Origin of the sequence: Rugosimonospora acidiphila (genome assembly GCF_039543385.1) — a bacterium.
In the GTDB taxonomy this organism is placed as follows: domain Bacteria; phylum Actinomycetota; class Actinomycetes; order Mycobacteriales; family Micromonosporaceae; genus Rugosimonospora; species Rugosimonospora acidiphila.
Genome location: NZ_BAABJQ010000007.1, coordinates 243,376 through 269,932, shown reverse-complemented (window position 1 = coordinate 269,932; position 26,557 = coordinate 243,376). Strand labels below are relative to the sequence as shown.

Here is a 26,557-nt window from a genome sequence, read left to right as displayed (position 1 = left end):
TCTTCTTTCCCTTGGTGGCCGGTTACAGGTAGTGGCGCTGGGCGCGTTTGGCCTGTTCGTAGGCGTGTCGAGCGGTGCGGGTGTCGTCGATGGCGGCGACCTGCGCGACGGGTACGTCCCACCAGGTGTGGTTGTCGGGGGCGGGGACCATCGGGTCGGTTTCGATGTGGATGACGGTGGTCCGGCTCGCTTGCCGCGCCGTGGTCAGGGCTTCGCGCAGCTGCCGGATGCCGGCCACCCGCAGCACCTGGGCGCCGAGGCTTTCGGCGTTGGCCGCCAGATCCACCGGCAGCACGTCGCCGTCGAGCCGGCCGGTGCGCTCGTTGCGGTACCGGTACGCGGTGCCGAACCGTTGCCCGCCCACGGTCTGCGACAGGGCGCCGATGGACGCGAAGCCGTGGTTCTGGACCAGCACGACGACCAGTTTGATGCCCTCCTGGATGGCGGTGACGAGTTCCTGGGCCATCATCAGGTAGGAGCCGTCGCCGACCATGACGAACACTTCCCGGTCCGGGGCGGCCATTTTCACCCCGAGTCCGCCGGCGATTTCGTAGCCCATGCACGAGTAGCCGTATTCGACGTGGTAGCCCTTGGGGTCCCGGGTGCGCCACAGTTTGTGCAGGTCGCCGGGCATCGAACCGGCCGCGCAGACGACCACGTCGCGTGGTTGGCTCAGGTCGTTGACGGCGCCGAGTACCTCGCTTTGCGCGGGTAGTGGCCCATGGTCAAGGTGGTAGGCGTGGTCCACGACGCGGTCCCAGTCTTGGGCCAATCGCCCGGCCAGGGCCTGGTAGTCGGGTTGGGTGTGCCAGCCGGTCAGGGCGGTTTCGAGTTGGGTCAGGCCGGCGCGGGCGTCGGCGATCAGGGACGTCCCGGCGTGTTTGGCCGCGTCGAGGGCGGTGATGTTCAGGTTGACGAACCGTAGGTCGGGGTTGGTGAACAGGGTTCGGGAGGCGGTGGTGAAGTCGGTGTAGCGGGTGCCGATGCCCAGGATCACGTCGGCGTCGTGGGCCAGGGTGTTCGCGGCGGTGGTGCCGGTGGCGCCGAGTGCGCCGACCGACAGGGGGTGGTCGTAGGGCAGGGCGCCCTTGCCGGCTTGGGTTTCGGCGACCGGGATCCCGGTGCTCTCGGCGAAGCGTCGGAGCTGTTCGGTGGCTTCGGAGTAGATGACGCCTCCACCGGCCACGATCAGCGGGCGGCGGGCCCGTCGTAGTACCTCCACGGCGCGGTCCAGCGCGGCGGGTTCGGGTACCGGGCGGGGTACGTGCCAGGTTCGCTCGGTGAACAGTTCGACCGGCCAGTCGTGGGCTTCGGCCTGCACGTCCTGGGGTAGGGCGAGGGTGACCGCGCCGGTCTCGGCGGGGTCGGTGAGTACCCGCATCGCCGCGAGTAGGGCGGCGGGTAGCTGTTCGGGGCGCCAGATGCGGTCGAAGAACCGGGATACCGGGCGGAGGCAGTCGTTGACGCTCACGTCGTAGGTGCGGGGGTCTTCCAGTTCTTGCAGTACGGGGCTGGCGGCGCGGGTGGCGAAGATGTCGCCGGGTAGTAGCAGGACCGGGATCCGGTTGATGGTGGCCAGGGCGGCGCCGGTGACGAGGTTGGTCGCGCCGGGGCCGATGGAGGTGGTGCAGGCAAGCGTCGAGAGCCGGTTTCGCATCCGGGCGAAGCCGACCGCGGCGTGCACCATGGCCTGTTCGTTGCGGGCCTGCAGGTAGCGGAGCCCGGACGGGTCCTGGAGTTCCGCCTCGAGTAATGCCTCGCCGATGCCGGCGACGTTGCCGTGGCCGAAGATGCCGAAGCAGCCCTCGAACAGGCGGTGCGTCACACCGTCGCGTTCGGTGCGCTGCGCGGCGAGGAACCGAACGACCGCCTGCCCGACGGTCAACCGAACGTGCGTCACGAAAGCCCCCTTGTCTCGGCCGACGTCATCGGCAGGCGTGGGTCCACCGCCATGCCGGTCCAGGTGTTGCGGACCCAGGCGTGTGCCGGGTCGTCGCAGATCAGCCAGGCCCGTTCCGGGGCGGGGCCGGCCATCACGTTCAAGTAGTACAGGTCGTATCCCGGGGTGGCCATGGACGGCCCGTGCCAGCCGTAGGGCACCAGTACGACGTCTCCGGTGCGTACCTCGGTAAGCGTGTCGGCGGGGCCGGTTTCGCTGGCGTAGACCCGTTGGTAGCCCATGCCGGGGCCGTTGGCACCGTCGCGGACCTCGAAGTAGTAGATCTCTTCGAGTACGGATTCGTCGGGGCGTGCCTGGTCGTGCTTGTGTGGCGGGTAGGACGACCAGTTCCCGCCGGGGGTGAGTACCTCGCAGGCGATGAGTTTGTCGGTCTCGAACACTCCGGGTGTGGCGAAGTTGTTGACCTGCCGGGAGCAGTTGCCCGCCCCGCGTAGCTCGACCGGCACGTCCCGCGCGGGGCCGTAGCGAAACGGTAGTCGCCGGGTGGCGCGCGCGGTCAGTAGCGCGAACCGGCCCCCGCCGGTGCTGCTGACGCTGGTGGTTGAGCCGAGTGGTAGGTAGGCGAAGTCGGTGACGGCGGCGAACACGTTGGTCCGGCCGGTCAGGTCGAGGCGCTGCCCGTCACACTCCACCGCACACCCGCCCGCCAGCGGGAGCACGATCGCCTCGTCCCGGTCGAACTGCAGTTCGGCACGGCCGCCGGGTTCGAGAGTGAGCACCCGCAGCCCGGAGTAGGACCAGCTGGCGGTTTCGGGTGTGACCGACACGGCCCAGGGCCCGGTGGTGGTGCCACCGGCGGGTAGGTGCAGGTCGTCGCGTCGGGGGTTCTGGTGGGTCATAGTAGGGCCACCGCGGCGTCAACGGCGGCGGCCACGTCACCGTCGGGTGGGTAGAGCAGTGAGCGGCCCACGACCAGGCCGCGTACGCCGGGTAGGGCCAGGGCTTTGGCCCAGGAGTCGTGGATCTGGGCGGTGGCGGTGGTCGGGTCGCCGCCGAGGATCAGAGTGGGCAGGGTGGTGGCGGCGATGACCTGTTCCATCGCGTCGACCACGGGGAGTTTGAGCCAGGTGTAGGCGCTGGTGGCGCCGAGCGCGGAGGCGATGGCCACTGATTTGACGACCGCGGCGGTGCTCAGGTCGTTGACGACTTTGCCCTGCGCTCGTTGACACAGGAATGGTTCGATCATCGCCATCAGGCCGTGGCCGGCCAGTTCGGTGACCGCTTGAGCGCAGGCTTCCAGGGTGGGCGCGGTCGCGGGGTCCTCGGGCTCGATGCGGCACAGCATTTTCCCACCGTCCAGCCCCATCCGCGCGATTGTGGCCGAGTCGTAGGCGGTGAACCGGTCGTCGATTTCGAACCGTGCCCCCTGCAGGCCGGCCCGGTTCATCGACCCGATCACGACCTTGTCGTCCAATGCGCCGAGCAGCAACAGGTCCTCGACGACGTCCGGGGTGGCCAGCACCCCGTCCACACCCGGCCGGGCCAGGGCGGTGACGAGCCGGTCGAGCAGGTCGTACCGGTTGGCCATCGCCCCGGTGATCCCCCGCACGTCCAACGCCCCCCGCGCCGTATGATCCGCCGCGATAATCATCAGCCGTCCCGCCTCGCCGAGCAGCGGTCGGCGGCGGCGACGTGCGGCCGCCTCGGCCACCGCGGCGGGTCGGCGGGCACGCAGCTCCCGCAGTTCGGCGTACGACTCAGCGACCATTGGTAGTTTCCCCCATAAGCTGTTCGACCTCGGCGGCCGTGGGCATGGCCGACGAGCATTCCAGCCGCGACGCGACGATCGCGCCCGCGGCGTTGGCGAAACGCAGCACCCGCTCCAGCGGCCAGCCGGCCAGCAACCCGTGACACAGGGCCCCACCGAAGCCATCCCCGGCGCCGAGCCCATTGACCACCTCGACCGGGATCGCGGGCACCTCCACCGTCTGCTCCCGGGTGCGGGCCAGGACGCCGTCCGGACCCTGCTTGACCACGGCCAACTCCACGCCGTACCCCAGCAGCGCCTCGGCCGCCCGGTGCGGGTCGCGCTCACCGACCGCCGTCTCACACTCATCCAGGTTGCCCACCACCACCGTGACCTGAGGCAGGACCCGTTGCAGCTGTTCCCGGGCGGCCTGCCGGGAAGGCCAGAACATCGGCCGGTAGTCCAGATCCAGCACCGTGGGCGCGCGCCGCTCGCGGGCGGCCAACGCGGCCAGATGCGCCGAACGGCTCGGCTCCTCGCACAACCCCGTCGCGGTAACCCAGAAAACCCCGGCCGAGCGGACCGTGTCGAGGTCCAACTCCTCGGCCCGGATCTGAAGATCCGGCGCCTTGGGCCAGCGGTAGAACCAGATCGGGAAGTTGTCCGGCGGGAAAATCTCGCAGAACGTGACCGGCGTCGGCAGACCCGGTACCGCCGTCACATACCGGTCGTCCACCCCGAAGCCACGCAACGCCTCGTGCACGAAGCCGCCGAACGGGTCCTCACCGGTACGGGTAACCACCGCCGCGCGCCGCCCGTACCGCGCCGCGGCCACCGCGACGTTCGTGGCCGACCCACCCAGATACTTCCCGAACGTCTCCACATCCTGCAGCCCGACCCCGACCTGCAACGGATAGATATCAACCCCTACCCGCCCCACGGTGAGCACCTCATACCCCCCGGCCGGAGCCGAGTCCGGAGCCGGAGCCGAGTCCGAGGTCGGAGCCGGGTCCGCCACCTCCATCAGCTCAGCCCCCGTAGGTAGGCCACCGACGCCTTCACATCGGCCAGCGGCCCCTCGCCCTCCGGCTCAGCGGACAGGATGGTGTCTTGTTCCATGACGTACCAGCCGGTGTAACCGGACGATTCGAGCGATGACCAGATCCCGGCGATGTCGATGTCGCCCTGCCCGAGCGGCCGGTACATGCCCGCGCGCACCGCGTCGGTGTAGCTGGCCTGACCGGAGCGCACCCGCGCCGCCCAGTCGGCGTCGACGTCCTTGAGATGGGTGTGCCCGATCCGGTCCGGTACCTGCCGGGCCAACTCCGCCGGGTCGGTACCCCCGATCAGCAGATGACCAGTGTCGAGGGTAAGACCAACAGCCGAGCCGTCGAGTACCCGGTGCACCTCGTCGCGGGTCTCGACCATGGTGCCGACGTGCGGATGCAGCGTGACCCGCAGGCCCACCTCGGCACCGGCCGCGGCGATGCGGTCCAGCCGCGACAACAGTGTGCGCCAGCCCGCCTCGTCGAGTTCGGGTCGGGTGTCGTAGCCATCCAACCCACTGACCGCCGCCAACACGACCATGCCCGCGTCCGCGGCCAGGAACGTGCGCAGCGTCCGGTCAACCTCCGGCATCGGGTCCTGGGCCGGGTCGTGCAGCACCACCGGCACGAACCCACCCACCGCGCTGAGCCCGTACGACCCGAGCAGGGCACTCTTGTCCGCCGGCGCGTCGGGCAGGAACCCGTCGGGCCCGAACTCGGTGGCCGTCACCCCGACCTGCCGCATCTCGGCCAGGACCCGCTCAACGGGCAGCTGGTAACCCCAACCGGGCACCTCGCACACCCCCCATGAGATGGGTGCCGCGGCGATACGTTGCTGGCTCACTGCTGGACCTCGTCAATCCGCACCGGACGGTGCAAGCGGCGCGACAGATCGGCGGCCTCGGCGATGTACAGCGCGCGCAGCGCGTCACGCACATCGCACGGGCTGGTGATACGACCCCGGGCGAGGTCGAGGAAGGCACCCAACTCCGCCCGGTAGGCCGGCGCGAACCGGCGCAGGAAACCATCCCACGACGGGCCCGCGGGAAAGTCCACGGCCGGCTCGGCCGAGCGTAGCGGCACCCCGTCGTCCAGGCCCACCGCCCAGGTGGCCTTCGTCCCACCCAACTCCATGCGCACGTCGTAGCCGGCGCCGTTGTAGCGTGAGCCCTGCAGGGTGGCCACCGTGCCGTCATCCAGAGTCAACACCGCGGCCGACACGTCGATGTCCTGGGCCTCGCCGAAGTAGTCCGCGCCCCGGTTCGCGCCGGTCGCGTACACCTCGACGACCTCCCGGCCGGTCACGGCCCGCAGGATGTCGAAGTCGTGTACGTGCATGTCCCGGAAGATGCCGCCGCTGTTGGCCACGTACTGCGCCGGTGGCGGCTCCCGATCCGCGGTGACCAGATGCACCCTGCGCAACTCGCCCAACTCACCGGCCCGCAACGCCGCACCCGCGGCCAGGTAACCCGCGTCGAACCGGCGCTGGAACCCGATATGCACCGGCGTGCCGGTCTTCTCGACCTGCGCCAGCACCTCCAACGTGGCCGGGATACCGTCGGCCACCGGCTTCTCACAGAAGACCGGCACACCGAACCCCGCGGCTTTGATAATCATCTGCGGGTGAGTGGCCGTCGGGGTCGCGACGACCACCGCGTCCAACCCGACCGCGAACGCGGCGTCCACGCCGGCAACCACGCGACAGCCGATACGTTGCGCAACCTCACGCGCACGCTCGGCATCATCGTCCGCCAGCACGAGGTCGGCGACATCGGGATGTCGCGCGAGGGTCTCCGCATGGTGGACGCCGATGCGTCCGACACCAAGTACTCCGACGCGCACAAGAACCTCCGGTTTACAGGTCGTTCCATGTTTGTAGGCGAACATCCGATGATTAGTCAAGGGTTTGTTCGAACAAACCGACATTCGAACCGGACTCGACCGCGGCGCCGACGGATATGTAGGATGACCGAAATCTTGCGCGAGAACGAGGTAGCCAGTTGACAAGACCGCTGCGGCTCAAGCTCGACCGGTCCAGCCCCACGCCTCTGTACTTCCAGGCCGCGAGGGAGCTTGAGCGGGCCATCGAGACGGGGGTGCTCGACGCCGGTCAGCGGCTCAACAACGAGGTGGACCTCGCCAACCAGCTCGGCCTGTCCCGCCCGACGCTGCGCCGAGCGATCCAGGAACTCGTCGACAAGGGCCTGCTCGTGCGCAAGCGGGGCGTCGGCACCCAGGTCGTACACGGGCACGTCAAACGATCCGTCGCGCTGACCAGCCTCTACGACGACCTGTCCACCAGCGGAGCCGAACCGAGCACCAAGGTACTGCTCCACGAGCTGACCCCGGCCAGCGCCCCGGTCGCCGAAGCACTCGCCATGACCGCCGGCGACGAGGTGGTCCATCTCGAACGCCTCCGGTTCACCCGCGGCGAACCGCTGGCGATCCTGCGCAACTGGCTACCACCAAGCCTGGTCACCTTCACCGCCGACGACCTGGCCGACGAAGGACTCTACGAACTACTACGCAACTCCGGCGTTCACATGCGCATCGCGCGACAACGCATCGGCGCCCGGGCGGCCAGCACCCGCGAGTCACGCCTGCTCAACGAGCGCCGCAACGCGTGCCTGTTGACGATGGAACGGGTCACCTACAACGACACGGGCCGGGCGATCGAGTTCGGCACGCACGTCTACCGCGCCGAGACCTACTCCTTCGAAACGACGCTGATCAACCGCTGAGCCACCGTTGCCCGGGCCTCGGGCGGCGGCTCCCCCGGTGATCCGACGAGGCGAATCCGCCCCGCGGGCTTGACCCTGACGCTACGTCAACCCTGCATGCTGGCTGCATGAGTATCCCGGCGACAACCAATCAGGGCCAGGGGCCCGCGATCCAGGTGCAGGGCCTGGAGAAGTCGTACCAGCAACTGCGCGTGCTGCGCGGGGTGAACTTCGAGGTCGCGCGGGGCAGCATCTTCGCCCTGCTCGGCTCGAACGGGGCCGGCAAGACCACCGCTGTGAAGATCCTGTCCACGCTGCTGCGGGCCGACGCGGGCACCGCCCGTGTCAACGGCTTCGACGTCGCGACCCAGGCCGCCGACGTACGCGAGTCCATCAGCCTCGCCGGGCAGTTCGCGGCCGTCGACGAGATCCTCAGTGGGCGGGAGAACCTCGTCCTGGTCGCCAGGCTGAGGCACCTCAAGAACCCCGGCGCGATCGCGGATGACCTGCTGCGGCGCTTCTCGCTGACCGAGGCGGGCACCCGGAAGGCAGCGACGTACTCCGGTGGCATGCGCCGCCGCCTGGACATCGCGATGAGCCTCATCGGGAGTCCGCCCATCATCTTCCTCGACGAGCCGACGGCCGGGCTGGACCCGCAGGCGCGCGTCGAGGTGTGGCAGGCCGTCAAGGAACTCGCCGAGGGTGGCACGACCGTGCTGCTCACCACGCAGTACCTGGACGAGGCCGAACAACTCGCCGACCGGATCGCGATCCTCCACCAGGGTCGGATCATCGTCAACGGCACCCTGGCCGAGCTGAAGCAGTTGCTGCCGCCGGCCAAGGTCGAGTACGTCGAGAAGCAGCCCTCCCTCGAAGACGTCTTCTTCGCGGTCGTCGGCGACACCGGCGACCAAGACGGGGACGGCGACGCAGACAAGGGCAGCCGGCACCGCCTGACCAAGTCGACCAAGAGCTGAGGAACAACAATGGCCACGCACTTCTTCGGCGACACCGTCGTCCTCACCGGACGGACCATGCGCCACGTCACCCGCAGCCTGGACACCATCATCACGACCGCGATCACACCGATCGCCATCATGCTGCTGTTCGTCTACGTGTTCGGCGGCGCGATCGACACGGGGTCGGTCTCGTACGTGAGCTACATGCTTCCCGGCATCCTGCTGATCACCATCGCGTCGGGCATCTCCTACACCGCATTCCGGCTCTTCAACGACCTGCGGGGCGGGATCTTCGAGCGATTCCAATCCATGCCGATCGCCCGGTCGGGCGTGCTGTGGGCACACGTGCTGACCTCGCTGCTCGCCAATGCGATCTCGCTTCTGCTCGTCGTCGGCGTCGCCCTGCTGATGGGCTTCCGCTCGGGCGCCGGAGTGCTGGCGTGGCTCGCGGTCGCCGGCATTCTGGCCCTGTTCACCCTGGCGCTGACCTGGATCGCCGTCATCCCCGGCCTCACCGCGAAGACCATTGACGGGGCGAGCGCGTTCGCCTACCCACTCATCTTCCTGCCGTTCATCAGCTCGGCGTTCGTGCCCACCGGCACCATGCCCGGCCCGGTGCGCGCCTTCGCCGACCACCAGCCGGTGACCTCCATCGTCAACGTGATCCGAGACCTGTTCACTCAGCGGCCGGTCGGCACCGACATCTGGACCGCCCTCGCCTGGTGCGTCGGCATCCTCGTCGTCGCGTACCTGTTCGCGAACGTCTCCTACCGTCGCCGGATCTCCTGAGCCGGCGTCGGACCGGGTCGGGCGAATTGAGGGCAGGATGAGAGCATGCTGACGATCGGCCAACTGGCGGCGTACGCCGGCGTGACGATGCGGACGGTGCGGCACTATCACCAGATCGGACTGCTGCCCGAGCCGCAGCGGGATGCGTCGGGCTACCGGCGGTACGGCGCCACGGCGGTTGTGTCCCTGATCAGGATCCGCACCCTCGCCAACGCCGGCGTGCCGCTGTCTCAGATCGGTCGGCTGCTCGAAGCCGACCCATCGACCTTCGCCGAAGCGGTTCAAAGGATCGACGGCCACCTGCGCGACGAGATCGAGCGGCTGGAGACCAGCCGCAAGCAGATCGCGCAGCTCGCCGCCGGGGACAGTCTCGCGCTCCCACCGGAGGTGACCTGCTATCTCGAACGGCTACGGAGGATCGGGGCGTCAGAACGGATGGTGGCGGCCGAGCGGAACGGGTGGATCCTGCTCGCGGCTCGCTGGCCCGATCACATCCGCGAGATCATGGCCGCGAAGCACGTTCAGCTCGATGACCCGCGACTCGTTCGGCTCTACCGTCTCCTGTCGGAGTTGCTGGACAGCGACGCCGGCAAGGACGACCCGCGCCTGAAGGAGGCCGCCGACATCATGGCCGGCATGGCCGAGGAGGCATACGCCTCCGGCGAGATCGACTCCGGCGACGCACCGTACGACGACGACCTGGCGTTTGACCTTCTGGACGCGCTCGCCATCGAGTCCGACCCGCGGGCGCGGTGGATGGTGGACCTGATGCGCGAGCGTGGCTGGGCCGGTTGGAACCGGATGGAGCGGCTGGCGCAACCGCCCGACTGACTCAGCCGCTTTCCTGGCGGCGGACCGTACCGGCACTGCCGACCAGCGTCCCGACCAGGCCGATCACCAGGGCGACCAGGATGCCCAGCCCGGCGAAGGCCCAGCCGCCCTGCCTGCCGCCCAGTCCGAGCGGACCGAGCAGGTACCCCTGCCAGTCCAGCCAGCCGGCGTACGTGTTGGTGACCAGGCCCCAGCCGACCGCGGTGCCCGCGACGACCAGCGTCAAGGGCAGTAGCCGCACGTTCCCGTAGCGGCCGCGCGGGTCGAACAGTTCGTCCTGCGCGTAGTCGCGGCGGCGCAGCGCCACGTCGGCGAGCATCACGCCGCACCAGGCCGCGATCGGGACGCCCAGCGTGATCAGGAAGCCCTGGAACTCACCGATGAAGCTGCTGCCGAAGAAGACCACGTAGATAGTTCCGGCGACCATGATGACGCCGTCCACGCCGGCGGCCAGGTATCGCGGGATGCGGACGCCGGCGGTGAGCAGGGCCAGGCCCGAGGAGTAGATGTCCAGCACGGCGCCGCCGATCAGGCCGAGCACCGCGGCGATCGCGAACGGCACCAGGAACCAGGTCGGCAGCAGCGTGGTCAGCGCGCCGATGGGGTCCGCGCCGATCGCGCCGGACAGGCTCTGGGACGAGCCGGCCAGGAGCAGCCCGAAGATCAGCAGGACGACCGGTCCGAGCGCGGCGGCGAACGTGGTCCAGCCGAACACGCCCCGGCCGGACGCCGCCCGGGGCAGGTAGCGCGAGTAGTCCGCGGCCGCGTTGACCCAGCCCAGGCCGAAGCCGGTCATCAGGAAGACCAGCGCGCCGATCACGTTCTGGGTGGAGCCGGCGGGCAGCGACGACACGGTCGACCAGTGGATGTGTCCCGCGGCCAACACCATGTAGATCACCGTCAGTACGGCGGTGACAACGGTGATCACCGTTTGCAGCCGCATGACCACGGTGAAGCCGGCCACGCCGGCCAGCACGGTGATGGCCGACACGACGATCAGCGCGACAACCTTCGTACCGGTGCCGCCGCCCCAGCCCAACCGGGTGAACACGGTGGCGGTGGCCAACGTGGCCAGGATGACCAGTACCGTTTCCCAGCCCACCGTGAGCAACCAGGACAGCCCGGCGGTCAGCCGGTTGCCGTTTACCCCGAAGGCGGCGCGGGACAGCACCATGGTCGGCGCGGAGCCTCGCTTGCCGGCCAGTGCGATCACACCGCACAGCGCGAACGAGACCACGATGCCCACGACCCCGGCGATCGCCGCCTGCGCGAACGAGACCCCGAAGGCCAGCGTGAACGCCCCGTAGCTGACCCCGAGCACCGAGATGTTCGAGGCGAACCAGGGCCAGAACAGCGACCGTGGCCGCCCGGAGCGCTCGCTCTCGGCGATGACCTCGATGCCGTTCAACTCGATCCGGCTGCCGGCCGCCGCGGCCGGCGTCACCTCTTCCGTACGGGCCATCGTTCACCGCCTCGTGCGGGCCCTCTGCTGAGGGCGACCACGCTCATCCTGCCCCAATGTGGGACACGATTATAGGTGCGGAGCCGGCCTGCCCGCACTGACCACCGACCGGCGACCGCCGACCGGCGACCGGCGACCGGCGACCGGCGACCGGCGACCGGGAACGTGCCGCCCCTCGCCGCGACCCGAGGGATCAGCCCCGGCCGCCCTGTCTCGTCAGGGATATCAGGTACTCGGCGGGGTGCCGCGGATCCGGCGTGGTACGCGGCCGGGTCGGCGGGTCGCCGTACACCGGCCGATGACCGTCGAATGTGGACTCAATGACCCCCTCTCCCGCGGTCAGCCCCGGCAGTTGCCGCTGCAGATCCGGTACCCGCGCCGCCGGTACCACGGTCGAGATGGTGGTCAGGTCGCCCCGCACCGACTGGTGCCGCACCGCCGCGCCAAGGCGGCCCAGGGCCGTCAACACGGCACTGATCGCCCATACCGGGGCTTCCAGGCTGACCCGCAGCACCGGCTCGCAGACCACCGTGCCGGCCGCCTCGATCGCCCGCATCAGCACCATCGGCGTGAGGTTGCGGAAGTCGGCCGGCGCGCTGACCGGTCCCCGCCGCGACGGCGGACCGTCGGCCACGCTGTAGCCGCTGTCCACCATGGTCACCACGCAGTCGGTGACCTGCCAGCCGAACCGGCCCTCGCGCAGGGTCTGGCGCACGTACCGGCCCATGAACTCGGTGAACGTGTCGGCGTTCTTATAGACGTACAGCGGCATGGTCTGCGGCTCGACCGCCATCCGGAACTCGATCCCCGAGTCGGGCGGCCCCGGCTCGACGCGCAGGCCGATGGTGGCCTGGAAGGGATTGGACTCGGTGTTCAGGATCTCGGCGGCCTCACCGGTGCGGGCCGGACGCTCGACGCAGATGACGGTCGTCTCGCGAAACGTCACGTCGATGCCGAACTCCATCGCCAGCGTCGCCTGGATGACCTCCTTCTGGACCTCGCCGTACAGCGAGACGAAGACCTCCCGGCCGGTGTCGTCCACCCGGACGTTGATGAGCGGATCCTGCTCGGCCAGCCGGGCCAGGGCCGCGCGCAGTGCGCCGTCGTCGCTCGGGCGCACCGCGGCGATGAGTGTCTCCAGGGTCGGCGGCGCGAACTGGTGCCTGGCCACCGCCCCGGCCGACCCACCGATCGTGTCGCCGATCCTGGCCGCGGTCAGGCCCCAGAGCCGGCCGATCTCACCGGCCACGACTTGCGGGCGCCGGGCCCAGCCGCCGCCGTCCGAGACCGCGATGGCCGTCGGCTTGACCTCGGCCGCCCTCGGCCCGACCGCCCCGGTCTCCGCGTCGCCGACGGTCTCGACCGGCAACCGTTCCCGAACGCGCACCGCGCCGGAGAACATGCGGACATAGGCGATCTTCTCCCCCGCCGGCCCACGATCGATTTTGAAAACGCGACCCGAGGCGGCGGCCTCCGCGTCACCGGCCTCGGCGGGCAGGAACTCCACCAGCCCCGTGCTCAGCGCCGGCACCCCCTCACCGGTGACCGCCGAGCCGAAGAAGACGGGGTGCACCAGCGACCGGCGGGTCTGCGCGGCGAGTTCGGCGCGCAGGCGCCGATCCGTGACGGCGTGCTCGTCGGCGACGTACGCGGCCAGCAGCGAGTCGTCCCGGTCGGTGAGGGCCTCGGTGAGCGTGGCGCGGAAGGCCGGATCGCCCAGGCCGTACGGCGTGAACCGCGCGGCACGGGTGCCGGGCCCCTCGACGGTACCCATCGGAATCACCGCGGGCGTGAGCCGCTTCGCGATCGCCTCGACCACCCGCCCCGGGTCGGCGCCGCGGCGATCGACCTTGTTGACGAACAACAGCGTCGGTACCCGCAGCCGGCGCAGCGCCCGCATCAGGACGCGAGTCTGCGGCTGGACTCCCTCGACTGCCGAGACCACCAGCACAGCGCCGTCGAGCAGGCTGAGCACCCGCTCGACCTCGGCGATGAAATCCGGGTGGCCCGGCGTGTCGATCAGGTTGACCGTCACTCCGGCGATCTCGAACGACACCACGGCGGACTTGATGGTGATGCCACGCTGCCGCTCCAGCGCGAGCGTGTCGGTCTGCGTCGTGCCGGCATCGACGTCGCCGACGGCGTCGATGGCTCCGGCCGCGTACAACAGCCGTTCGGTCAGTGTGGTCTTACCGGCGTCAACATGCGCCAGAATCCCCAGGTTCAGCGTTTTCCGCGGCAACCCTCACGCCCCTCGACGAGATGAAAATCCCCTGCCCGATGGAGGTGAAGGTCGCTCGCATGTCATCTCCTTGCCGAATGGACGCTGAACCAACTGGGTGAGTCAACCACGTCGCGTCTTGACGCACGACCGAGTTATCCGGCGCTCCGACCATTGGGGCCGATCGTGGCCGTGTCGGGTCCGGAGTAACGATCGGCCGACCGCCCTAGCTCCCTGGGCGACGGGCCACAGTTCGCGGGTGGGATAAGCCTCACGCGTTCGGTTGACGGTGACCGGCGTCGGTCAGCGCGGCGACCCGCCGGACCCGCTCGTCCCCCTTCTTGACGATCTCCTCGATCTCCTCGGCCGCCGGCATCATGGAGGTGAAGCCCTCGGAGTAGTCATAGTGGTCCTCGATGAGCCAGGCGCTGGTGTCGATGCCGTGCTCAGCGGCAGCATCCCGGATGGCGTGGGTGGGGTGCTCGCTCTCGCCCAACTGGCGCAGCAGCCAGTGGTCCAGCTTCGCGAAGGCTGCCGCACGCTGGTCCCACTGCTCCGCCGCATGCCGCGCCGGGCCCTGGGCGTCGACGGTATGCAGCAGCGCCGAGCGCCACATGTTGTCTGGCGTGGTGTCCAGCGCCGAGTACGCGGCGCGCAGCGTCTCGCGAGCCTCGACGTACGCCTGCCAGTCCTCTGCCGGCGCGCGGTACGGATACTGACGTGCGGTCAGCAGCTGTCCGACCTGGAAGGTGAAGTGGGACCGTGCCCACGCCCGCCGTACCAGTTCGATCTCGCTGTGCCGCTGAGCGGACCGCTCCCAGCTCCGCGGACCATTGCCGTCGCTGGGGTGTATGCCCCGCCACTCGTCGGGCAGCTCGGGTTCGGGCTCCTGGCCGCTGAACGGCGCGACGGTGTAGTCGTAGCGGGTGCCGTACGGGAGGCCGGCTTCCGCAACGGCTAGGAGGTGCGGGTGTCGCCACCCGGGTATAGGAAGGACGGCGGCTTTTATGGTGGCAGCGGGCTCTTCACGGCTGGTGGGATCGATGCCCTTGGCTCGCAGGTCCGCGTAGATCGCGTCCCGGCCCACCCCGGCAGTGCGTGCCAGCTCGGAGACGTTGCGGTTGCCGGCTCGCCAAGCGGCGGCGACGAGGGTGGAGCGGTCGGTGGCAGCCCAGCGTCGCAAGGCGGCCAGGGTCTCCGTCCGTAGGTCCACGGAATCCATGCGCCGACTCTATGTCGGATGATCCGACATTCCTAGGTCTGCCTCACGGTCCGACACCCGCCTGGCCCAGACCTCCTTTACCGCGGTGTCGTGCACATGCTCGATGTCGACGAGTGCATTGCGCATTTGATCGACGAGTTGTAACTGCGCGACCACCGCGACAGGAATCACGGGGCGGCCGATGATCCCGTATCGGTAAGAGACCATGCGGCGGCGGCCGTTACCCGATCCGTGCGTCAGGGCCAAGTGATCAACGAGCAGCGGCGGCCAGTACCGTGTGCGTTGCTACTGACGCGATCAGCGGCTTCGAGAAGCCGGACCCCTCCAGCGGAGTTGCCCCATGCTTATGAAAACCCAGGCCCGCCCCAAGACCGGGCCGCTGTACACAGTCGGGCTGCCCATCCTCGGGCCGGTCGTCTTCATCGCAGCCTGGTGGCTGGCGACGATCGTCTTCCATATTCAGCAGTTCGTGCTGCCCGCGCCGCCTCAGATCGTCACGGCGTTCGGCGACCAGGCATCGTTGCTGTTCTCAAGCTCCTGGGTCACGTTGCGGGAGACGCTGATCGGCTTCCTGATCGCCGCCGTGGGCGGCCTCGTGGTGGCGCTGCTGCTGACCACATTCGATGGCATTCAGCGCGCGGCTTGGCCTGTGGTGGTCACCATCAACGCCGTGCCCAAGCTGGCGGTGGCGCCGCTACTCGTCCTTTGGATGGGCTTCGGCGGGACACCGAAAATCGTGATGGCCGCGCTCATCTCGTTCTTCCCGATAGTGCTGTCCACCGCGAACGGCCTGGGGTCGGTGCCCGCCGACTTGCGCGAGTTGGCCCGGGCCCTCAACGCACCGTGGTGGAAGACCTTCAGCAAAATTCGACTGCCCGGCGCCCTGCCCCAGGTGTTCGTCGGGCTGAAGGTGGCCGCACCCCTGGCGATCGTCGGAGCGGTGGTCTCGGAGCTGTCCAACTCAAGTGAAGGACTGGGCTTCGTTTTGATCAACGAGTCGGCGCAGGGCGAAACCGCCATCGCGTTCGCAGCGGTCGTACTGCTCACGGTGGAGAGCATGCTGGTGTACTACGCGCTTGCTGGGCTGGAGCGGCTGGTCGTTCCCTGGGCACGGGACACGGCCAAGGCGTAGGCAGGCGGTTGGGGGCGGCGCACGGTCGACGTGCGCCGCCCCCGAGCGTTCTCAGCTCTGCTTGTCCGCGTTCGGGGCGAGCTTGAAGTCAGCGAGGTCGTCCGGCGTCAGCTGAGCGCTGACGGCCCCGGATGCCTGCAGGATGCCGACCATCTTCGCGACCTGGCTCTGGTCAAGGGCTCCGAGTCCGTCAGGTCCCTGGCAGTACTGCTTCATCAACTTGAGCTCGGCCTCGGCGTTGGCGACGTTGGCGGTGGGCACGTTCTTCTGAAGCGCCTTGGCCGCACCCGCGGGATCGTTGAGCGAGTCGTTCAGACCCTTGAGCAGGGCGGTCTCGAACCGCGTCACCAGGCCGGGGTTCTTTTGAATGAGCGACTGGCTCGTGAACAGTGTATTGCCGTACAGGTCGCCGATGTACTTGCTCCACGGCAGCACGGTCAGGCTCTGGTTCTTGGTCGCGGTCTCAACGGTGGGAACACCAACCACGAACTGGCTGATCGCGTCCACCTGGTGTTGCGCCAATTCCTGCGGCAGCGTGGCTGGGGACGACGTGACGAATTGGACGTGCGATGGATCGAAGCCCGCCAACTTCGCGTAGCTCGGGAAAAGTGTCTGCTCAACCCCGCCCGGCTGAATGGCGATCTTCTTGCCGGCGAGGTCCTGCGGCGACTTGACGCTCGAGCCGGGCAGCGCCATGAACGCCATCAAACTGGTTTGGTTGATGGCAGCCACAGCCCGGATGTCCAGCTTGCTCTTGGTCATCTGAAGTACGGCGGACGCGAAGTCAATGATCGCGAACTGGGCCTTGCCAGTCGCGAGGTCCTTGCCGTTGTCCGCGCCGTTACCCGGAACAACCTGTACGTCAATTCCCGCTTGCTTGAAATAGCCCTTTTCCTTGGCCTCCCACACAAAGGAATCCCGGCCGAAGTTGCCGAAGGCGGTCACGTAGGTGACCTTGTCCATCTTCCCACTGGACTGGGTGCCGTCACTCTTCGATGATGAGCACCCGGCGCTGGCGACCAAGAGGGCCGCCGCCAGCACCGGCGCGGCCAACGTGCGCGCCCTGAAGAACTGCATGGAACTCTGTCCTTTCGATGAACCCGCGTGGGTAACCGCCGTGCGGCGGTCCCGGGTCAGGTCAGACACGATCACGCCGATCATGATCGGACACAGCATAGAACCCGTAGATCCTCCTGTGGTGTCCGGATCCGGGTGGTGGATATGTCCAACCTCCACGCTCGGTAAGAACCATGGCATCGGCCGACGTCAACGGCGGTGCGTGTCCTATTTGGACGGCTTGCTGTCGACCGCCGGCGACGACCTCTGGCGTCGGCGCCTAGGTTACGATCTTCGCGCCGGCGAGCGGTTCGGCGTCTCGGGCGCGCTGTGCAACGCCCGCTGTCGAGCTCTCGCACCCCTCCGGGAAAGGACAGTCCCCGTGATCGTCGACGTGCACGCTCACTATTACCCCCAGAACTACCTCGAAAGCATCGGCCGCCCCGACCTCCCCCCGCGTCCGGCCGCGGGTCTCGCCAATCAGTCGCTGGAGGAGCGGCTGGAACTCATGGACCGCGCTGGAGTGACGGCGCAGGTACTGTCTGTGTCGCAGGCTCAGCCGTACCTGGCCACGGCGGAGGATTCCGCGGCAGCCGCAACGATCGGGAATGACGAATACGCCGCGGTAGTGGAAAAGTACCAAGGCCGGTTCTACGCGTTTGGCACGCTGCCGATGACCTCGACCGACGCAGCCATCGCGGAAGTCCGCCGGGTCTTCGACGACCTCAACTTCGTGGGCGTCACTCTCGGCTGTACCGTCGCCGGCAAGCAATTGGACGACCCGTCATTCGACCCGATCCTGGCCGAGTTGCACCGGCGCGAGGCGGTGGTGTTCCTGCACCCCCAGGGCGAGTCAGTCCCGCCCGGATTCGAGGACTTCCGCCTTAACTGGCTCATCGGCGCACCTATCGAAGACTCCGCCACGGCCTTGCGGCTGATCTTTTCCGGGGTCGCCGAGAAGTACAGCAACATCCAGTGGATTGTGCCGCACTTCGGTGGCATCATCCCGCTGTTGCACGAGCGGATCCGGCGGCAGACCGGAAACAAGCTTTCCGCGCTGCGCAGCATGTGGTTCGACACGGTCGCCGGCGCCGGCGCGGAAAGCTTTGCCTGCGCCGCCGCCACGCTCGGTGCCGACCGGCTGCTCTACGGCACGGACTACCCGTACTCCCCGAACAACGACGAGTTCGTCGAGCGCCTTACCTATCTCGACGGGCTGGGGCTGTCCGAGGACGAATTGCGTGAGATCAAGGGCGCGCGGGTGGCCCGCCTGCTCAAGCTCGACGTGGCCAAGCACGCTCGCTGAGCATCGGTCCACAGCCACGGCGCAACACCTGCACGGCAACGAGGGCTCCGGCGCACGAGCGTCGGAGCCCTCACCCCGTTCGGCCCGCGGGCTCCCACCCGCATCCCGTCGACTGAAGTACCCGCTCTTGGATTCCGGTCGCGGAAGGCTCAGGTCCCGGCCTACGGCGCGGTCGTCGCCGACCAGCTGGACAGCAGCCGCAGCCGCTCGTCCGTGGGCGAATCCGGCGCGAACGTGTAGGCGACCAGGAGCTGTCCGCCGTCGCCGGGCGTGGCGAGTGCCTCGTAGTCGAACTCCAACTCGCCGACGACCGGGTGCCGGACGCGCTTCTTTCCGGTTGTCTTGTCGCGGACGGTCTGCCTGGCCCAGACCCGGCGGAAGTCGGCGCTCTTGACCGACAGTTCGCCGACGAGGCTGCTCAGCCGGGGGTCGTCGGGGTTGCGTCCGGCCGCGAGCCGCAGGTAGCCGACGGTCTCCTCGGCGACGTCCGCCCAGTCGGGAAACAGCTCACGGGAGGACGGGTCGAGGAAGACCTGCCGGGCGCCATTGCGCTCGCGTGGTGCCCGGTCGGTGATGCCGAGTACGGCGTCACCGAGCGCGGTCCAGGCCAGGTAGTCGGTATAGCGCCCGGAGACGAACGCGGGAACATCCGGCATCAACTCCAGCATCCGGCGCAGTCCCGGACGGACGCTCGCCTGGGGCGACGGTCCGCCCCGCCGGGCCTCTGCGGAGGTGATGAGGTTGCGCAGGTGCGCCCGCTCGGTGTCGTCGAGCCGCAGGACACGGGCGATCGAGTCCAGGACCGCGTCCGAGGCGTGCGGGCTGCGCCCCTGCTCCAGGCGCACGTAGTAGTCGGTGCTGACCCCGGCGAGCCGGGCGAGTTCCTCGCGGCGCAGCCCCGGGACCCGGCGACGCCCGTACGTCGCCAGGCCCACCTGCGCCGGCTGGATCCGCGCCCGCCGGGCCCGGAGGAAGGCACCCACCTCGCGCTGCTGCATACGCCAAGTATGTCTCGCCTGGAGCCCGCCAGCCTGGCCCTGACAGACCTACGCAAACCCGGGCCTGGCACGCCCGGCCCGGGAATCTCAGGCTGGTGTCATGACCTCAGTGTCCCGTCACAGCCACCAAGATCACCGACTGATCCCGTGGCGAACTGGGTAGTTCGTGATGCCCACCCGCTCGGATAGCACGCCTCACCGCACCACGGCCGATCGTCGGGCCGCCGCTGGTTGCGCGGCTGCCGAGCGGCGGCCATCCGGAAGGAGCCTCGAAGTGACCCAAACGGGTCGAAGGCACCCAGAGTTCCCAGCGACCCCCGCTCGGCGTCCGCGCCCCGCGGACACATTGAAAGAAACCGGTAACTGATCCACATTGAGGAGATCCGTCATGTCTGAACGCACCGCTCTCGTCGTCGGAGGAACGTCGGGAATCGGCCTGGCCACCGCCCGGATGCTGCGCCAACGGGGCGCCACCGTGCACGTAGCCGGCCGCAGCGGCGAACGCCTGGCCACCGTCGCCGGCACCGATCCCGAACTGATCGGCCACCAGGTTGACGCGAGCGATCCGAACGCGGTCGGCGCGCTGGCCGCCGAGATCGGTACCGTCGACTGGTTGCTGGTGACCCTCGGCGGCTTCGGCGGCCCGGGGCCGATCGCCGACCTGGACCTGAACATGCTGCGCCGGGAGTTCGACGCCAAGTTCTGGGCCCACCTCGTGACGATCCAGTCCGTGCTGCCCCGGCTCGCGCCCGAGGGCTCGATCACCCTGCTGAGCGCGATCACGGCCCGGAGCAGCATTCCCGGCAGCGCGGGTGTCGCCGCCATCAACGGCGCGATCGAGGCCATGGTGAAGCCTCTCGCGGTCGAGCTCGGCCCGATCCGGGTCAACGCGGTGGCCCCCGGCGTGGTCGACTCGTCCTGGTGGACCGGGGCCGGCATGACGGACGAGGCGCGTCGTGACTACTTCGCTCAGGTCAGCCGCGTGCTGCCGGCCCGGCGGGTGGCGAGCGTGGAGGACGTGGCCGAGGCGCTGGTTCTGGTGGCGACGAACCCCAACCTCACCGGTACCGTCATCGAGGCCGATGGCGGCATGCGTCTCATCTCGCTCGGCTGAGTCCCCGTGCGCCCGCCCGCGCGGCGGTCAGGTGACCCGGGTGAGGACCGCCCCCAGCCAGCCGGGTACACCGGCCGGGTCGCCGGGGCGGGGCGGCCCGGACCGGAGGTGCGGGACACGGGGCGCGGCCCAGTGCCGGCGGGGCTGGTCCCCGTGCGGTGCGGGTCCCCGGTGTGCGGCGGCCACGCTGCCGGCCCGGTCCAGTAGCTGATCGTCCCGGCGCTCCGCCGTGGCGTCGGCGACCGTACCGGCCAGCACCAGCGCCAGGACCAGGGTCAACGGCAGCACCCGGGGTCGGGGCGGGGGCTCCAGCAGGGCGCGTACCCGGCACGGCACGTTCCCGCCGGCGGCGGGCGTCAGTCCGGTCGCGGCGGCGCCGCGGATGAGCAGCGCGGTGCGGGCGAGGGTCCGGGCGACCAGGCGGCGGTCGGTCACCTCGTGGGCGGCGTCCTCGTCTGCCCACCGCTCCGCGGCGTGTTCGATGGCCGAGGCGGTAGGCAGCAGCAACGGGTTGGCCGCCGCTGCCACGTCGGCGGCCAGCAGCCACCAGGCATGCCGGTGCGCAAGGTGCGAGGCTTCGTGTGCGATCAAAGCCCGCCGCTCGGCCGGGCTCAGCGCCCTCAGCAGACCGGTGGTGACGACGATCCGGCCGGTGGCGCCGGGCGTGGCGAACGCGTCCGGGCGGTCGGTGTCCAGCACGACCAGCGAGCCGGCCGCGCCGTGCTGGGCGCAGGTGCGCTCGATCGCACGGGCGTGCCGCAGCCGGCGGGTGAGCAGTCGCGCCGCTCGGGCCATCGAGCCGATCGCGAGCAGACCGCACCCGATCGTGACGATCCCCGGGAACGGAGTGTCCTCCCGGATCGCCGGGGCCGACCAGTCCGCGTACCGGCTGACTGGGCCGAGCTGGGCGACCCAGGTGAAGTTGATGGTCACGAGTACCCACACGCCCGAGGCGGCCATCATCAGGCACGCCGGTACCAGCAGTCGGGTGGCCACCGCCGGCGGGAGCAGCCTGGCCAGGCGCGGGCCGACCAACGCGAAGGCCAGCGTGGCGGCCAGAGCCACCACGACCGGGACGGTCATTGGTCGCCGGTCTCCTCGACGCGGCGAAGCAGGTCGATGAGCAGCCGTTCGTCTTCGTCGGAGAGCACACCCACGAAGCGGGACAGTACCGCAGCCTTGTCGTCCCCCGCGTCCAGCAGCCGGTGCATCTGCCGCGCGGTGACCTCGGCTTCGTCGCTCACCGCGCAGTAGGCGTAGGCGCGGCCGATCCGCTGCCTGGTCACCACGCCCTTCTCGGCCAACCGGGTGAGCACGGTCATCACCGTCGTGTAGGCCAGGTCACCGCCGAGCTGGTCGCGTACCTGCCCCGGAGTCATCGGCTCCGCCGCCGCGGCGAGCGCGGCCACGACCTCCTGCTCCAGCGTTCCGCGGGCCCGCCGCCCGATATCCACGCGGCACCCCGATCGGCTCTCGGTGGGACTACTCAGCGTCCCTCGACGCTACTACCCGCAGCGTAGTACCTCCACCGGGGCTTCGGCCTGAAGTTCATCTCACTCCCCTTGGCCTGAGTACTACCAACTGAGTAGTATCTCGGCCTACTACGTGTTCAGTAGTAGTACCTGCCGACCAGTGCGGCAAGGGGCGCGCCCCGGCCTGCCGGCAGGTGCGAAAGAAGCGGCGTGGAGCGGCCGGCCGGCCCACGCCCCGGCACGAAGGGACGAGGCGCGGTGGGCGGATGGGCGGAGCCTTCGGCGGCACCCGCGGGGCGGATCACCGTCATCTCGGGCAGCGTCGGGGCCGGGCACGACGGCGCGAGCGCGGAGTTGAGCCGCCGCCTGCGCGAGCTCGGCTATGCGGTGGATTGTCACGACTTCCTCGACCTCGTCGGTCGCCGGACGGGGCGCGCCCTGCGCCGGGCGTACGCGATGGAGCTGAGCGTGGCGCCGCGCACCTGGGGTTGGCTGCTGACCAACCTGGAGAAGCGCGACCGGATGGCCGCGGCGGTCGGCCGGTCGGCCGCCCGGGTGGCCAGTGCGCGGGCGATCCAGGCGCTCGATGGACCCGTGCCGCCACGGGTGGTGGTGTCCACCTACCCGCTGGCCAGCCAGGTGCTGGGACGGCTGCGCCGGACCGGCGCCCTGGCCGCGCCGGTGGTGACCTTCCTGACCGACCTGTCCGTACCCGCGCTCTGGATCGCCGACGGCGTCGACCTGCACCTGGCGTTGCACGAGGTGGCCGCGGCGCAGGTCCGGCACCGCTGCGATGGCCGCATCCAGGTGTGCGCCCCCGCGGTACGGGGCGCGTTCCGCCCCGCCGTCGACGGTGGCACCGAGGTGGCGCGGACCCGGGCCCGGTACGGGCTGCCACCGACCGGACGGCTGGCGCTGCTGGTGGGCGGCTCCTGGGGGGTGGGTGAGTTGGCCGAAGCCGCCGCCGACGTCGCCTCGACCGGCCTGGCCACCCCGGTCACCGTCTGCGGGCACAACCGTGCCTTGCGCGCGCGGCTGAGCCGGGCCGGCATCGGGGTGCCCCTGGGCTGGGTCGACGAGATGCCGGCACTGATCCGGGCCAGCGACGTCGTGGTGCAGAACGCCGGCGGGCTCACCTCGCTGGAGGCGATGGCGGCCGACGTACCGGTGATCACGTACCGGTGCCTGCCCGGACACGGCACGACGAACGCGCGGGCACTGGACGAGGCCGGGCTGGCCCGGTGGGTGCACGGACCCGCGCGACTCGCCGAGGCGCTGGCCGGCGTCCTGGACGGGGAGCCCGGGCGGCGCCAGCGGGCGGCGGGCGTCGAACTGTTCGCGGCACCGTCGCCGATCGACTCGATCGTCGCACTGGCCGACCGCGTCGCACCCGCCGTGATCCCGCGAACCCGCACCGACCGCACGCGCGTCGGGGCGCTGCGGTGAGCCGGCTGCTGCGCTCGGCGGCGATGGCGGGCGGCGCGCTCGCCGCGCTGCACGCGCTGCCCACCCTGGCGTCGATCGGCCCGCTACGCAACCGGTTCGCTCCCCGGCTGGCCGGCGTGGGCCGCCCGGACCACGTGGCGCTGACCTTCGACGACGGCCCGCATCCGCTGTCCACGCCGAGGTTCCTCGCCCTGCTGGAGCGGCTGGACCTGCGCGCGACCTTCTTCCTGCTCGGCCGCTGGGCGGACCGCGCGCCCGGCCTGGCCAAGGAGATCGTCGCGGCCGGGCACGAGGTCGGGGTGCACGGGTACGACCACCGGTGCCTGCTGGCCCGGGGCGTGCGGGCCACCCGCGACGACCTGACCCGGGCCCGCGACGTGATCGCCGACGCGACCGGCCAGCCGCCCCGCTGGTTCCGGCCACCGTACGGGGTGCTCACCCCGGCCGCCCTGGCCGGCGCGGCCCGGCTCGGCCTGACGCCGGTGCTGTGGACCGCCTGGGGCGAGGACTGGACCGCCCGGGCCACCCCGGAGTCGGTGTACCGCACCGTGCTCGCCGACCTCCACGGCGGCGGCACGATCCTGCTGCACGACTCCGACGTCACCGCCAGCCCCGGCTCCTGGGAGGCCACCCTCGCCGCGATGCCCCGGCTGGCAGCCACCTGTCACGAGCGCGGGCTGCGGGTCGGGCCGCTCGCCGAGCACGGAGTGGGCGGCGTTCCCGCCGGATCGGCGGTATGGCCGTGAGCGCCGGGCGACGACCGGTCGACCTCGGCCGGGTGACGTGGCTGGTCACCGGCGGGGCCGGGTACATCGGCGCGCACGTGGTCCGTGGCCTGGTCGAGGCCGGCCATGGCGTGGTGGTCCTCGACGACCTGTCCACCGGTCGGGCCGAACGACTGCCCTGCGAGGTACCGCTGGTGGTCGGCGCCGTCGCCGACCGACCGTTGGTCACCGAGGTGCTCAACCGGTACCGGATCGACGGCGTGATCCACCTGGCCGCCCGCAAATCACCGACCGAGTCGATCGCCCGGCCGGCCTGGTACCACCGGGAGAACGTGGGCGGCCTGGCCGCCCTGCTCGACGCGATGGCCGGTGCCGGCGTGCACCGGCTGCTGTTCTCCTCATCGGCGGCGGTGTACGGCATCCCGCCCGGACCGACGGTCAGCGAGGTCACGCCCACCGCGCCGATCAACCCGTACGGGCTCACCAAGCTCCTCGGCGAGCAGCTGATCGCGGCGGCCGGTCGCGGGTACGGGTTGTCCTGGCTGGCTCTGCGCTACTTCAACGTGGTCGGCGCGGCCCTGCCGGTGCTCGCCGACCGGGTGCCGACCAACCTGGTACCGATCGCGCTCGCGGCGATGAGCGCCGACACCCCGATCACCGTCACCGGGGCGGACTACCCGACCCGGGACGGCACCGGGGTACGGGACTACGTGCACGTGCTGGATCTGGCCTCCGCGCACCTGGCCGCGGCCGATCGACTGATGGCCGGCCCGGCGGCGGACGGCGTGTACAACGTGGGGACGGGGCAGGGGCACTCGGTACTGGAGGTGCTCCACCGCATCGGAGTGGTGACCGGTCAGCCGGTCGCGCATGAGATCGGTCCCCGCCGGGCCGGCGACCCACCGGAGGTGGTGGCCGACGTGTCCCGGATCCGGCACGAGTTGGGGTGGCGGTCCCGGTACGGGTTGACGGAGATGATCGCGTCGAGCTGGTTGGCGTGGTCGGAGCTGTCCGGCACCGTCCCCGTTCGCTGATCCACGGCACGACCGGCCCGCAGGCCGACGCAGCCCTGCCCGCCGGGCCCGTCCCAAGGGACAGGTCCGGCGGGCAGGGCGGCAGAGCGACAGGGCGCAGCGGCAGGGCTCAGGCGTCGCGACGGCGCCGCAGCGGCGCGCCGACCTCGTGCAGGTACCGCAGCGCCTGCCGGTACGAGCCGATCAGCCCGGCCTCGGTGTACGGCACGCCGATCTCCGCGCAGTAGTCCCGGACGATCGGCTGGGCGCGGCGCAGGTTCACCGACGGCATGCTCGGGAACAGGTGGTGCTCGATCTGGTAGTTCAGCCCGCCGAGCAGCGTGTTGATCAGGTGGCCGCCCCGCACGTTACGTGACGTGAGCACCTGCCGGCGCAGATAATCGGGCTGCTGCCGGTCGTCGGACGGCATCTCCATGCCCTTGTGGTTCGGCGCGAACGTCGCGCCGAGGTACACCCCGAACAGCGCCTGGTGGATGGCGAAGAAGGCCAGAGCCTTGCCCGGGGAGAGCACCAGCAGCAGCACGGCGAGGTAGGCCACGAAGTGCAGGATCAGCAGGCCGGACTCCGCCCACCGGTGTCGCAGCGAGGGCCTGGCCAGCGCCCTGAGGCTGTTCACGTGCAGGCTGAGCCCCTCAAGGGTGAGGAGCGGGAAGAACAGGTACGCCTGCGCGCCCCCCAGAAACCGGGGTATGCCCCGGCTGGCCTTCGCCTGCCGGGTGGACCAGACCAGGACGTCCGGCACCACGTCCGGGTCCCGCTCCTCGTGGTTGGGGTTCGCGTGGTGGCGGGTGTGCTTGTCCATCCACCAGCCGTAGCTCATGCCGATGCCGAGGTTGCCGGCGAGCAGACCGGCGATCTCGCTGGGTCGCCGGGTGCGGAAGACCTGCCGGTGCGCGATGTCGTGTGAGACGAACGCGAGCTGCGCGAAGGCCACCGCGAGCACCGCCGCGACGATGAGCTGGTACCACGAGTCGCCGACCGCGACGAACACCGCCCACAGGGCGATGTAGATCCCGGCGACCAGGCCGATCCGGGCGACATAGTAGCCGGGGCGGCGGGTGGTCAGGCCGGCGGCGGCTATGCGGTCGGACAAGGTCGCGAAGTCGCTGCGGCGAGTGGCCGGCGGCGCGATGGTAGCGATCGACATGCTGGTCGGATCCTCGGCTTCTGGCGTGGGCATCGGGGACCGGGCAATCGGCAAGGCGGGCCCGGCGGGGGGCAGGAGTATTCGCCGGACGCGTGGCCGTCGAGCCTGATGGTTCGGCCGCGCGAACCGGGTGGAACGGATTAACTCGCACGTTACGAGAGCGGCGGCCTGACCGCGTCCCGCTTGAGGCGCGATTCGCACCTAGTACTTAGGTATCGCCTGAATCCGGC

Annotated in this window: 24 protein-coding genes; 10 read left to right on the top strand and 14 right to left on the bottom strand. The window is 70.1% G+C overall.

Annotated features, from left to right (window positions below):
* Positions 1-22 precede the first annotated feature (22 nt).
* The 6 genes from iolD to ABEA87_RS15160 are packed head-to-tail and all read right to left on the bottom strand — an operon-like array spanning position 23 to position 6,580.
* A complete protein-coding gene (gene iolD / locus ABEA87_RS15185; RefSeq protein ID WP_345630025.1) occupies positions 23-1,900 on the bottom strand; it encodes a 3D-(3,5/4)-trihydroxycyclohexane-1,2-dione acylhydrolase (decyclizing) in 1,878 nt (625 codons plus the stop codon).
* Positions 1,897-2,799, bottom strand: coding sequence for a 5-deoxy-glucuronate isomerase (gene iolB, locus ABEA87_RS15180; RefSeq protein ID WP_345630023.1), 903 nt, complete (start codon positions 2,797-2,799; stop codon positions 1,897-1,899). The genes iolD and iolB overlap by 4 nt, the downstream gene beginning before the upstream one ends.
* Complete coding sequence (locus ABEA87_RS15175) at positions 2,796-3,668, bottom strand: Cgl0159 family (beta/alpha)8-fold protein (protein ID WP_345630021.1); 873 nt, start codon at positions 3,666-3,668, stop codon at positions 2,796-2,798. The genes iolB and ABEA87_RS15175 overlap by 4 nt, the downstream gene beginning before the upstream one ends.
* A complete protein-coding gene (gene iolC, locus ABEA87_RS15170; protein ID WP_345630019.1) occupies positions 3,658-4,671 on the bottom strand; it encodes a 5-dehydro-2-deoxygluconokinase in 1,014 nt (337 codons plus the stop codon). Before iolC ends, ABEA87_RS15175 begins: the two co-directional genes overlap by 11 nt.
* Entirely contained in the window at positions 4,671-5,537 is an 867-nt protein-coding gene (locus ABEA87_RS15165) for a sugar phosphate isomerase/epimerase family protein (RefSeq protein ID WP_345630017.1), read from the bottom strand. Before ABEA87_RS15165 ends, iolC begins: the two co-directional genes overlap by 1 nt.
* Complete coding sequence (locus tag ABEA87_RS15160) at positions 5,534-6,580, bottom strand: Gfo/Idh/MocA family protein (RefSeq protein ID WP_345630015.1); 1,047 nt, start codon at positions 6,578-6,580, stop codon at positions 5,534-5,536. The genes ABEA87_RS15165 and ABEA87_RS15160 overlap by 4 nt, the downstream gene beginning before the upstream one ends.
* Positions 6,581-6,693: 113 nt before the next feature.
* Between ABEA87_RS15160 and ABEA87_RS15155 the strand changes: the two genes are divergently transcribed.
* The 4 genes from ABEA87_RS15155 (at position 6,694) to ABEA87_RS15140 (ending at position 9,992) form a co-directional block, all read left to right on the top strand.
* Positions 6,694-7,434, top strand: a complete 741-nt coding sequence (locus ABEA87_RS15155; protein WP_345630013.1) for a GntR family transcriptional regulator — start codon at positions 6,694-6,696, stop codon at positions 7,432-7,434.
* Between the two features lie 107 nt (positions 7,435-7,541).
* Positions 7,542-8,390, top strand: a complete 849-nt coding sequence (locus ABEA87_RS15150; protein WP_345630011.1) for an ABC transporter ATP-binding protein — start codon at positions 7,542-7,544, stop codon at positions 8,388-8,390.
* Positions 8,391-8,399: 9 nt separating this feature from the next.
* A complete protein-coding gene (locus ABEA87_RS15145) occupies positions 8,400-9,161 on the top strand; it encodes an ABC transporter permease (protein WP_345630009.1) in 762 nt (253 codons plus the stop codon).
* 45 nt (positions 9,162-9,206) lie between these two features.
* Positions 9,207-9,992 carry a helix-turn-helix domain-containing protein gene (locus tag ABEA87_RS15140; RefSeq protein ID WP_345630007.1) on the top strand — a complete coding sequence of 262 codons (786 nt, stop codon included), beginning with the start codon at positions 9,207-9,209 and terminating at the stop codon, positions 9,990-9,992.
* Position 9,993: 1 nt separating this feature from the next.
* Here ABEA87_RS15140 and ABEA87_RS15135 read toward each other — a convergent pair whose 3' ends face one another.
* The 3 genes from ABEA87_RS15135 to ABEA87_RS15125 all read right to left on the bottom strand — a co-directional run bounded on the left by ABEA87_RS15135 (position 9,994) and on the right by ABEA87_RS15125 (position 14,897).
* On the bottom strand, positions 9,994-11,454 hold the full coding sequence (locus tag ABEA87_RS15135; RefSeq protein ID WP_345630005.1) for a purine-cytosine permease family protein: 1,461 nt from the start codon (positions 11,452-11,454) through the stop codon (positions 9,994-9,996).
* 193 nt (positions 11,455-11,647) lie between these two features.
* A complete protein-coding gene (locus ABEA87_RS15130) occupies positions 11,648-13,696 on the bottom strand; it encodes a translation factor GTPase family protein (protein WP_345630004.1) in 2,049 nt (682 codons plus the stop codon).
* A 250-nt stretch (positions 13,697-13,946) separates the two neighbouring features.
* Positions 13,947-14,897, bottom strand: a complete 951-nt coding sequence (locus ABEA87_RS15125) for a hypothetical protein (protein ID WP_345630002.1) — start codon at positions 14,895-14,897, stop codon at positions 13,947-13,949.
* A 340-nt stretch (positions 14,898-15,237) separates the two neighbouring features.
* Between ABEA87_RS15125 and ABEA87_RS15120 the strand changes: the two genes are divergently transcribed.
* Positions 15,238-16,029 carry an ABC transporter permease gene (locus ABEA87_RS15120; RefSeq protein ID WP_345630000.1) on the top strand — a complete coding sequence of 264 codons (792 nt, stop codon included), beginning with the start codon at positions 15,238-15,240 and terminating at the stop codon, positions 16,027-16,029.
* A 51-nt stretch (positions 16,030-16,080) separates the two neighbouring features.
* Here ABEA87_RS15120 and ABEA87_RS15115 read toward each other — a convergent pair whose 3' ends face one another.
* The gene (locus tag ABEA87_RS15115) at positions 16,081-17,190 is read right to left on the bottom strand and encodes an ABC transporter substrate-binding protein (RefSeq protein WP_345629998.1); all 1,110 of its coding nucleotides are present in this window, start codon (positions 17,188-17,190) and stop codon (positions 16,081-16,083) included.
* A 277-nt stretch (positions 17,191-17,467) separates the two neighbouring features.
* Between ABEA87_RS15115 and ABEA87_RS15110 the strand changes: the two genes are divergently transcribed.
* Positions 17,468-18,391, top strand: coding sequence for an amidohydrolase family protein (locus tag ABEA87_RS15110; protein ID WP_345629996.1), 924 nt, complete (start codon positions 17,468-17,470; stop codon positions 18,389-18,391).
* A 161-nt stretch (positions 18,392-18,552) separates the two neighbouring features.
* Here ABEA87_RS15110 and ABEA87_RS15105 read toward each other — a convergent pair whose 3' ends face one another.
* A complete protein-coding gene (locus tag ABEA87_RS15105; RefSeq protein WP_345629994.1) occupies positions 18,553-19,389 on the bottom strand; it encodes a helix-turn-helix transcriptional regulator in 837 nt (278 codons plus the stop codon).
* Positions 19,390-19,777: 388 nt separating this feature from the next.
* On the opposite strand from ABEA87_RS15105, the gene ABEA87_RS15100 reads away from it, so the two are divergent.
* Positions 19,778-20,503 carry an SDR family oxidoreductase gene (locus tag ABEA87_RS15100; RefSeq protein WP_345629993.1) on the top strand — a complete coding sequence of 242 codons (726 nt, stop codon included), beginning with the start codon at positions 19,778-19,780 and terminating at the stop codon, positions 20,501-20,503.
* Between the two features lie 27 nt (positions 20,504-20,530).
* Here the strand turns inward: ABEA87_RS15100 and ABEA87_RS15095 are convergent, their stop codons facing one another.
* Positions 20,531-21,586 (bottom strand): M56 family metallopeptidase, encoded by a 1,056-nt coding sequence (locus ABEA87_RS15095; RefSeq protein WP_345629991.1) that lies wholly within the window; start codon positions 21,584-21,586, stop codon positions 20,531-20,533.
* A complete protein-coding gene (locus ABEA87_RS15090; protein WP_345629989.1) occupies positions 21,583-21,957 on the bottom strand; it encodes a BlaI/MecI/CopY family transcriptional regulator in 375 nt (124 codons plus the stop codon). The genes ABEA87_RS15095 and ABEA87_RS15090 overlap by 4 nt, the downstream gene beginning before the upstream one ends.
* Positions 21,958-22,233: 276 nt before the next feature.
* Between ABEA87_RS15090 and ABEA87_RS15085 the strand changes: the two genes are divergently transcribed.
* The 3 genes from ABEA87_RS15085 to galE are packed head-to-tail and all read left to right on the top strand — an operon-like array spanning position 22,234 to position 25,180.
* Positions 22,234-23,421 (top strand): glycosyltransferase, encoded by a 1,188-nt coding sequence (locus tag ABEA87_RS15085; protein ID WP_345629988.1) that lies wholly within the window; start codon positions 22,234-22,236, stop codon positions 23,419-23,421.
* Positions 23,418-24,167 (top strand): polysaccharide deacetylase family protein, encoded by a 750-nt coding sequence (locus tag ABEA87_RS15080; protein WP_345629986.1) that lies wholly within the window; start codon positions 23,418-23,420, stop codon positions 24,165-24,167. Before ABEA87_RS15085 ends, ABEA87_RS15080 begins: the two co-directional genes overlap by 4 nt.
* A complete protein-coding gene (gene galE, locus ABEA87_RS15075) occupies positions 24,164-25,180 on the top strand; it encodes a UDP-glucose 4-epimerase GalE (RefSeq protein ID WP_345629984.1) in 1,017 nt (338 codons plus the stop codon). The genes ABEA87_RS15080 and galE overlap by 4 nt, the downstream gene beginning before the upstream one ends.
* A gap of 109 nt (positions 25,181-25,289) precedes the next feature.
* Here galE and ABEA87_RS15070 read toward each other — a convergent pair whose 3' ends face one another.
* Positions 25,290-26,327: a fatty acid desaturase family protein gene (locus ABEA87_RS15070; protein WP_345629982.1), complete on the bottom strand. Its 1,038-nt coding sequence runs from the start codon at positions 26,325-26,327 to the stop codon at positions 25,290-25,292.
* Positions 26,328-26,557 lie beyond the last annotated feature (230 nt).

Bases quoted from the DNA above. Each gene is read 5' to 3' on its own strand.
- ABEA87_RS15100 (WP_345629993.1), top strand. From the start codon at position 19,778: ATGTCTGAACGCACCGCTCTCGTCGTCGGAGGAACGTCGGGAATCGGC.
- ABEA87_RS15070 (WP_345629982.1), bottom strand. From the start codon at position 26,327: ATGTCGATCGCTACCATCGCGCCGCCGGCCACTCGCCGCAGCGACTTC.
- ABEA87_RS15105 (WP_345629994.1), bottom strand. From the start codon at position 19,389: ATGCAGCAGCGCGAGGTGGGTGCCTTCCTCCGGGCCCGGCGGGCGCGG.
- ABEA87_RS15175 (WP_345630021.1), bottom strand. From the start codon at position 3,668: ATGGTCGCTGAGTCGTACGCCGAACTGCGGGAGCTGCGTGCCCGCCGA.
- iolB (WP_345630023.1), bottom strand. From the start codon at position 2,799: ATGACCCACCAGAACCCCCGACGCGACGACCTGCACCTACCCGCCGGT.
- ABEA87_RS15160 (WP_345630015.1), bottom strand. From the start codon at position 6,580: ATGTTCGCCTACAAACATGGAACGACCTGTAAACCGGAGGTTCTTGTG.
- ABEA87_RS15120 (WP_345630000.1), top strand. From the start codon at position 15,238: ATGCTTATGAAAACCCAGGCCCGCCCCAAGACCGGGCCGCTGTACACA.
- ABEA87_RS15095 (WP_345629991.1), bottom strand. From the start codon at position 21,586: ATGACCGTCCCGGTCGTGGTGGCTCTGGCCGCCACGCTGGCCTTCGCG.
- ABEA87_RS15115 (WP_345629998.1), bottom strand. From the start codon at position 17,190: ATGATCGGCGTGATCGTGTCTGACCTGACCCGGGACCGCCGCACGGCG.
- iolC (WP_345630019.1), bottom strand. From the start codon at position 4,671: ATGGAGGTGGCGGACCCGGCTCCGACCTCGGACTCGGCTCCGGCTCCG.
- ABEA87_RS15150 (WP_345630011.1), top strand. From the start codon at position 7,542: ATGAGTATCCCGGCGACAACCAATCAGGGCCAGGGGCCCGCGATCCAG.
- ABEA87_RS15145 (WP_345630009.1), top strand. From the start codon at position 8,400: ATGGCCACGCACTTCTTCGGCGACACCGTCGTCCTCACCGGACGGACC.
- ABEA87_RS15125 (WP_345630002.1), bottom strand. From the start codon at position 14,897: ATGGATTCCGTGGACCTACGGACGGAGACCCTGGCCGCCTTGCGACGC.
- ABEA87_RS15135 (WP_345630005.1), bottom strand. From the start codon at position 11,454: ATGGCCCGTACGGAAGAGGTGACGCCGGCCGCGGCGGCCGGCAGCCGG.
- ABEA87_RS15140 (WP_345630007.1), top strand. From the start codon at position 9,207: ATGCTGACGATCGGCCAACTGGCGGCGTACGCCGGCGTGACGATGCGG.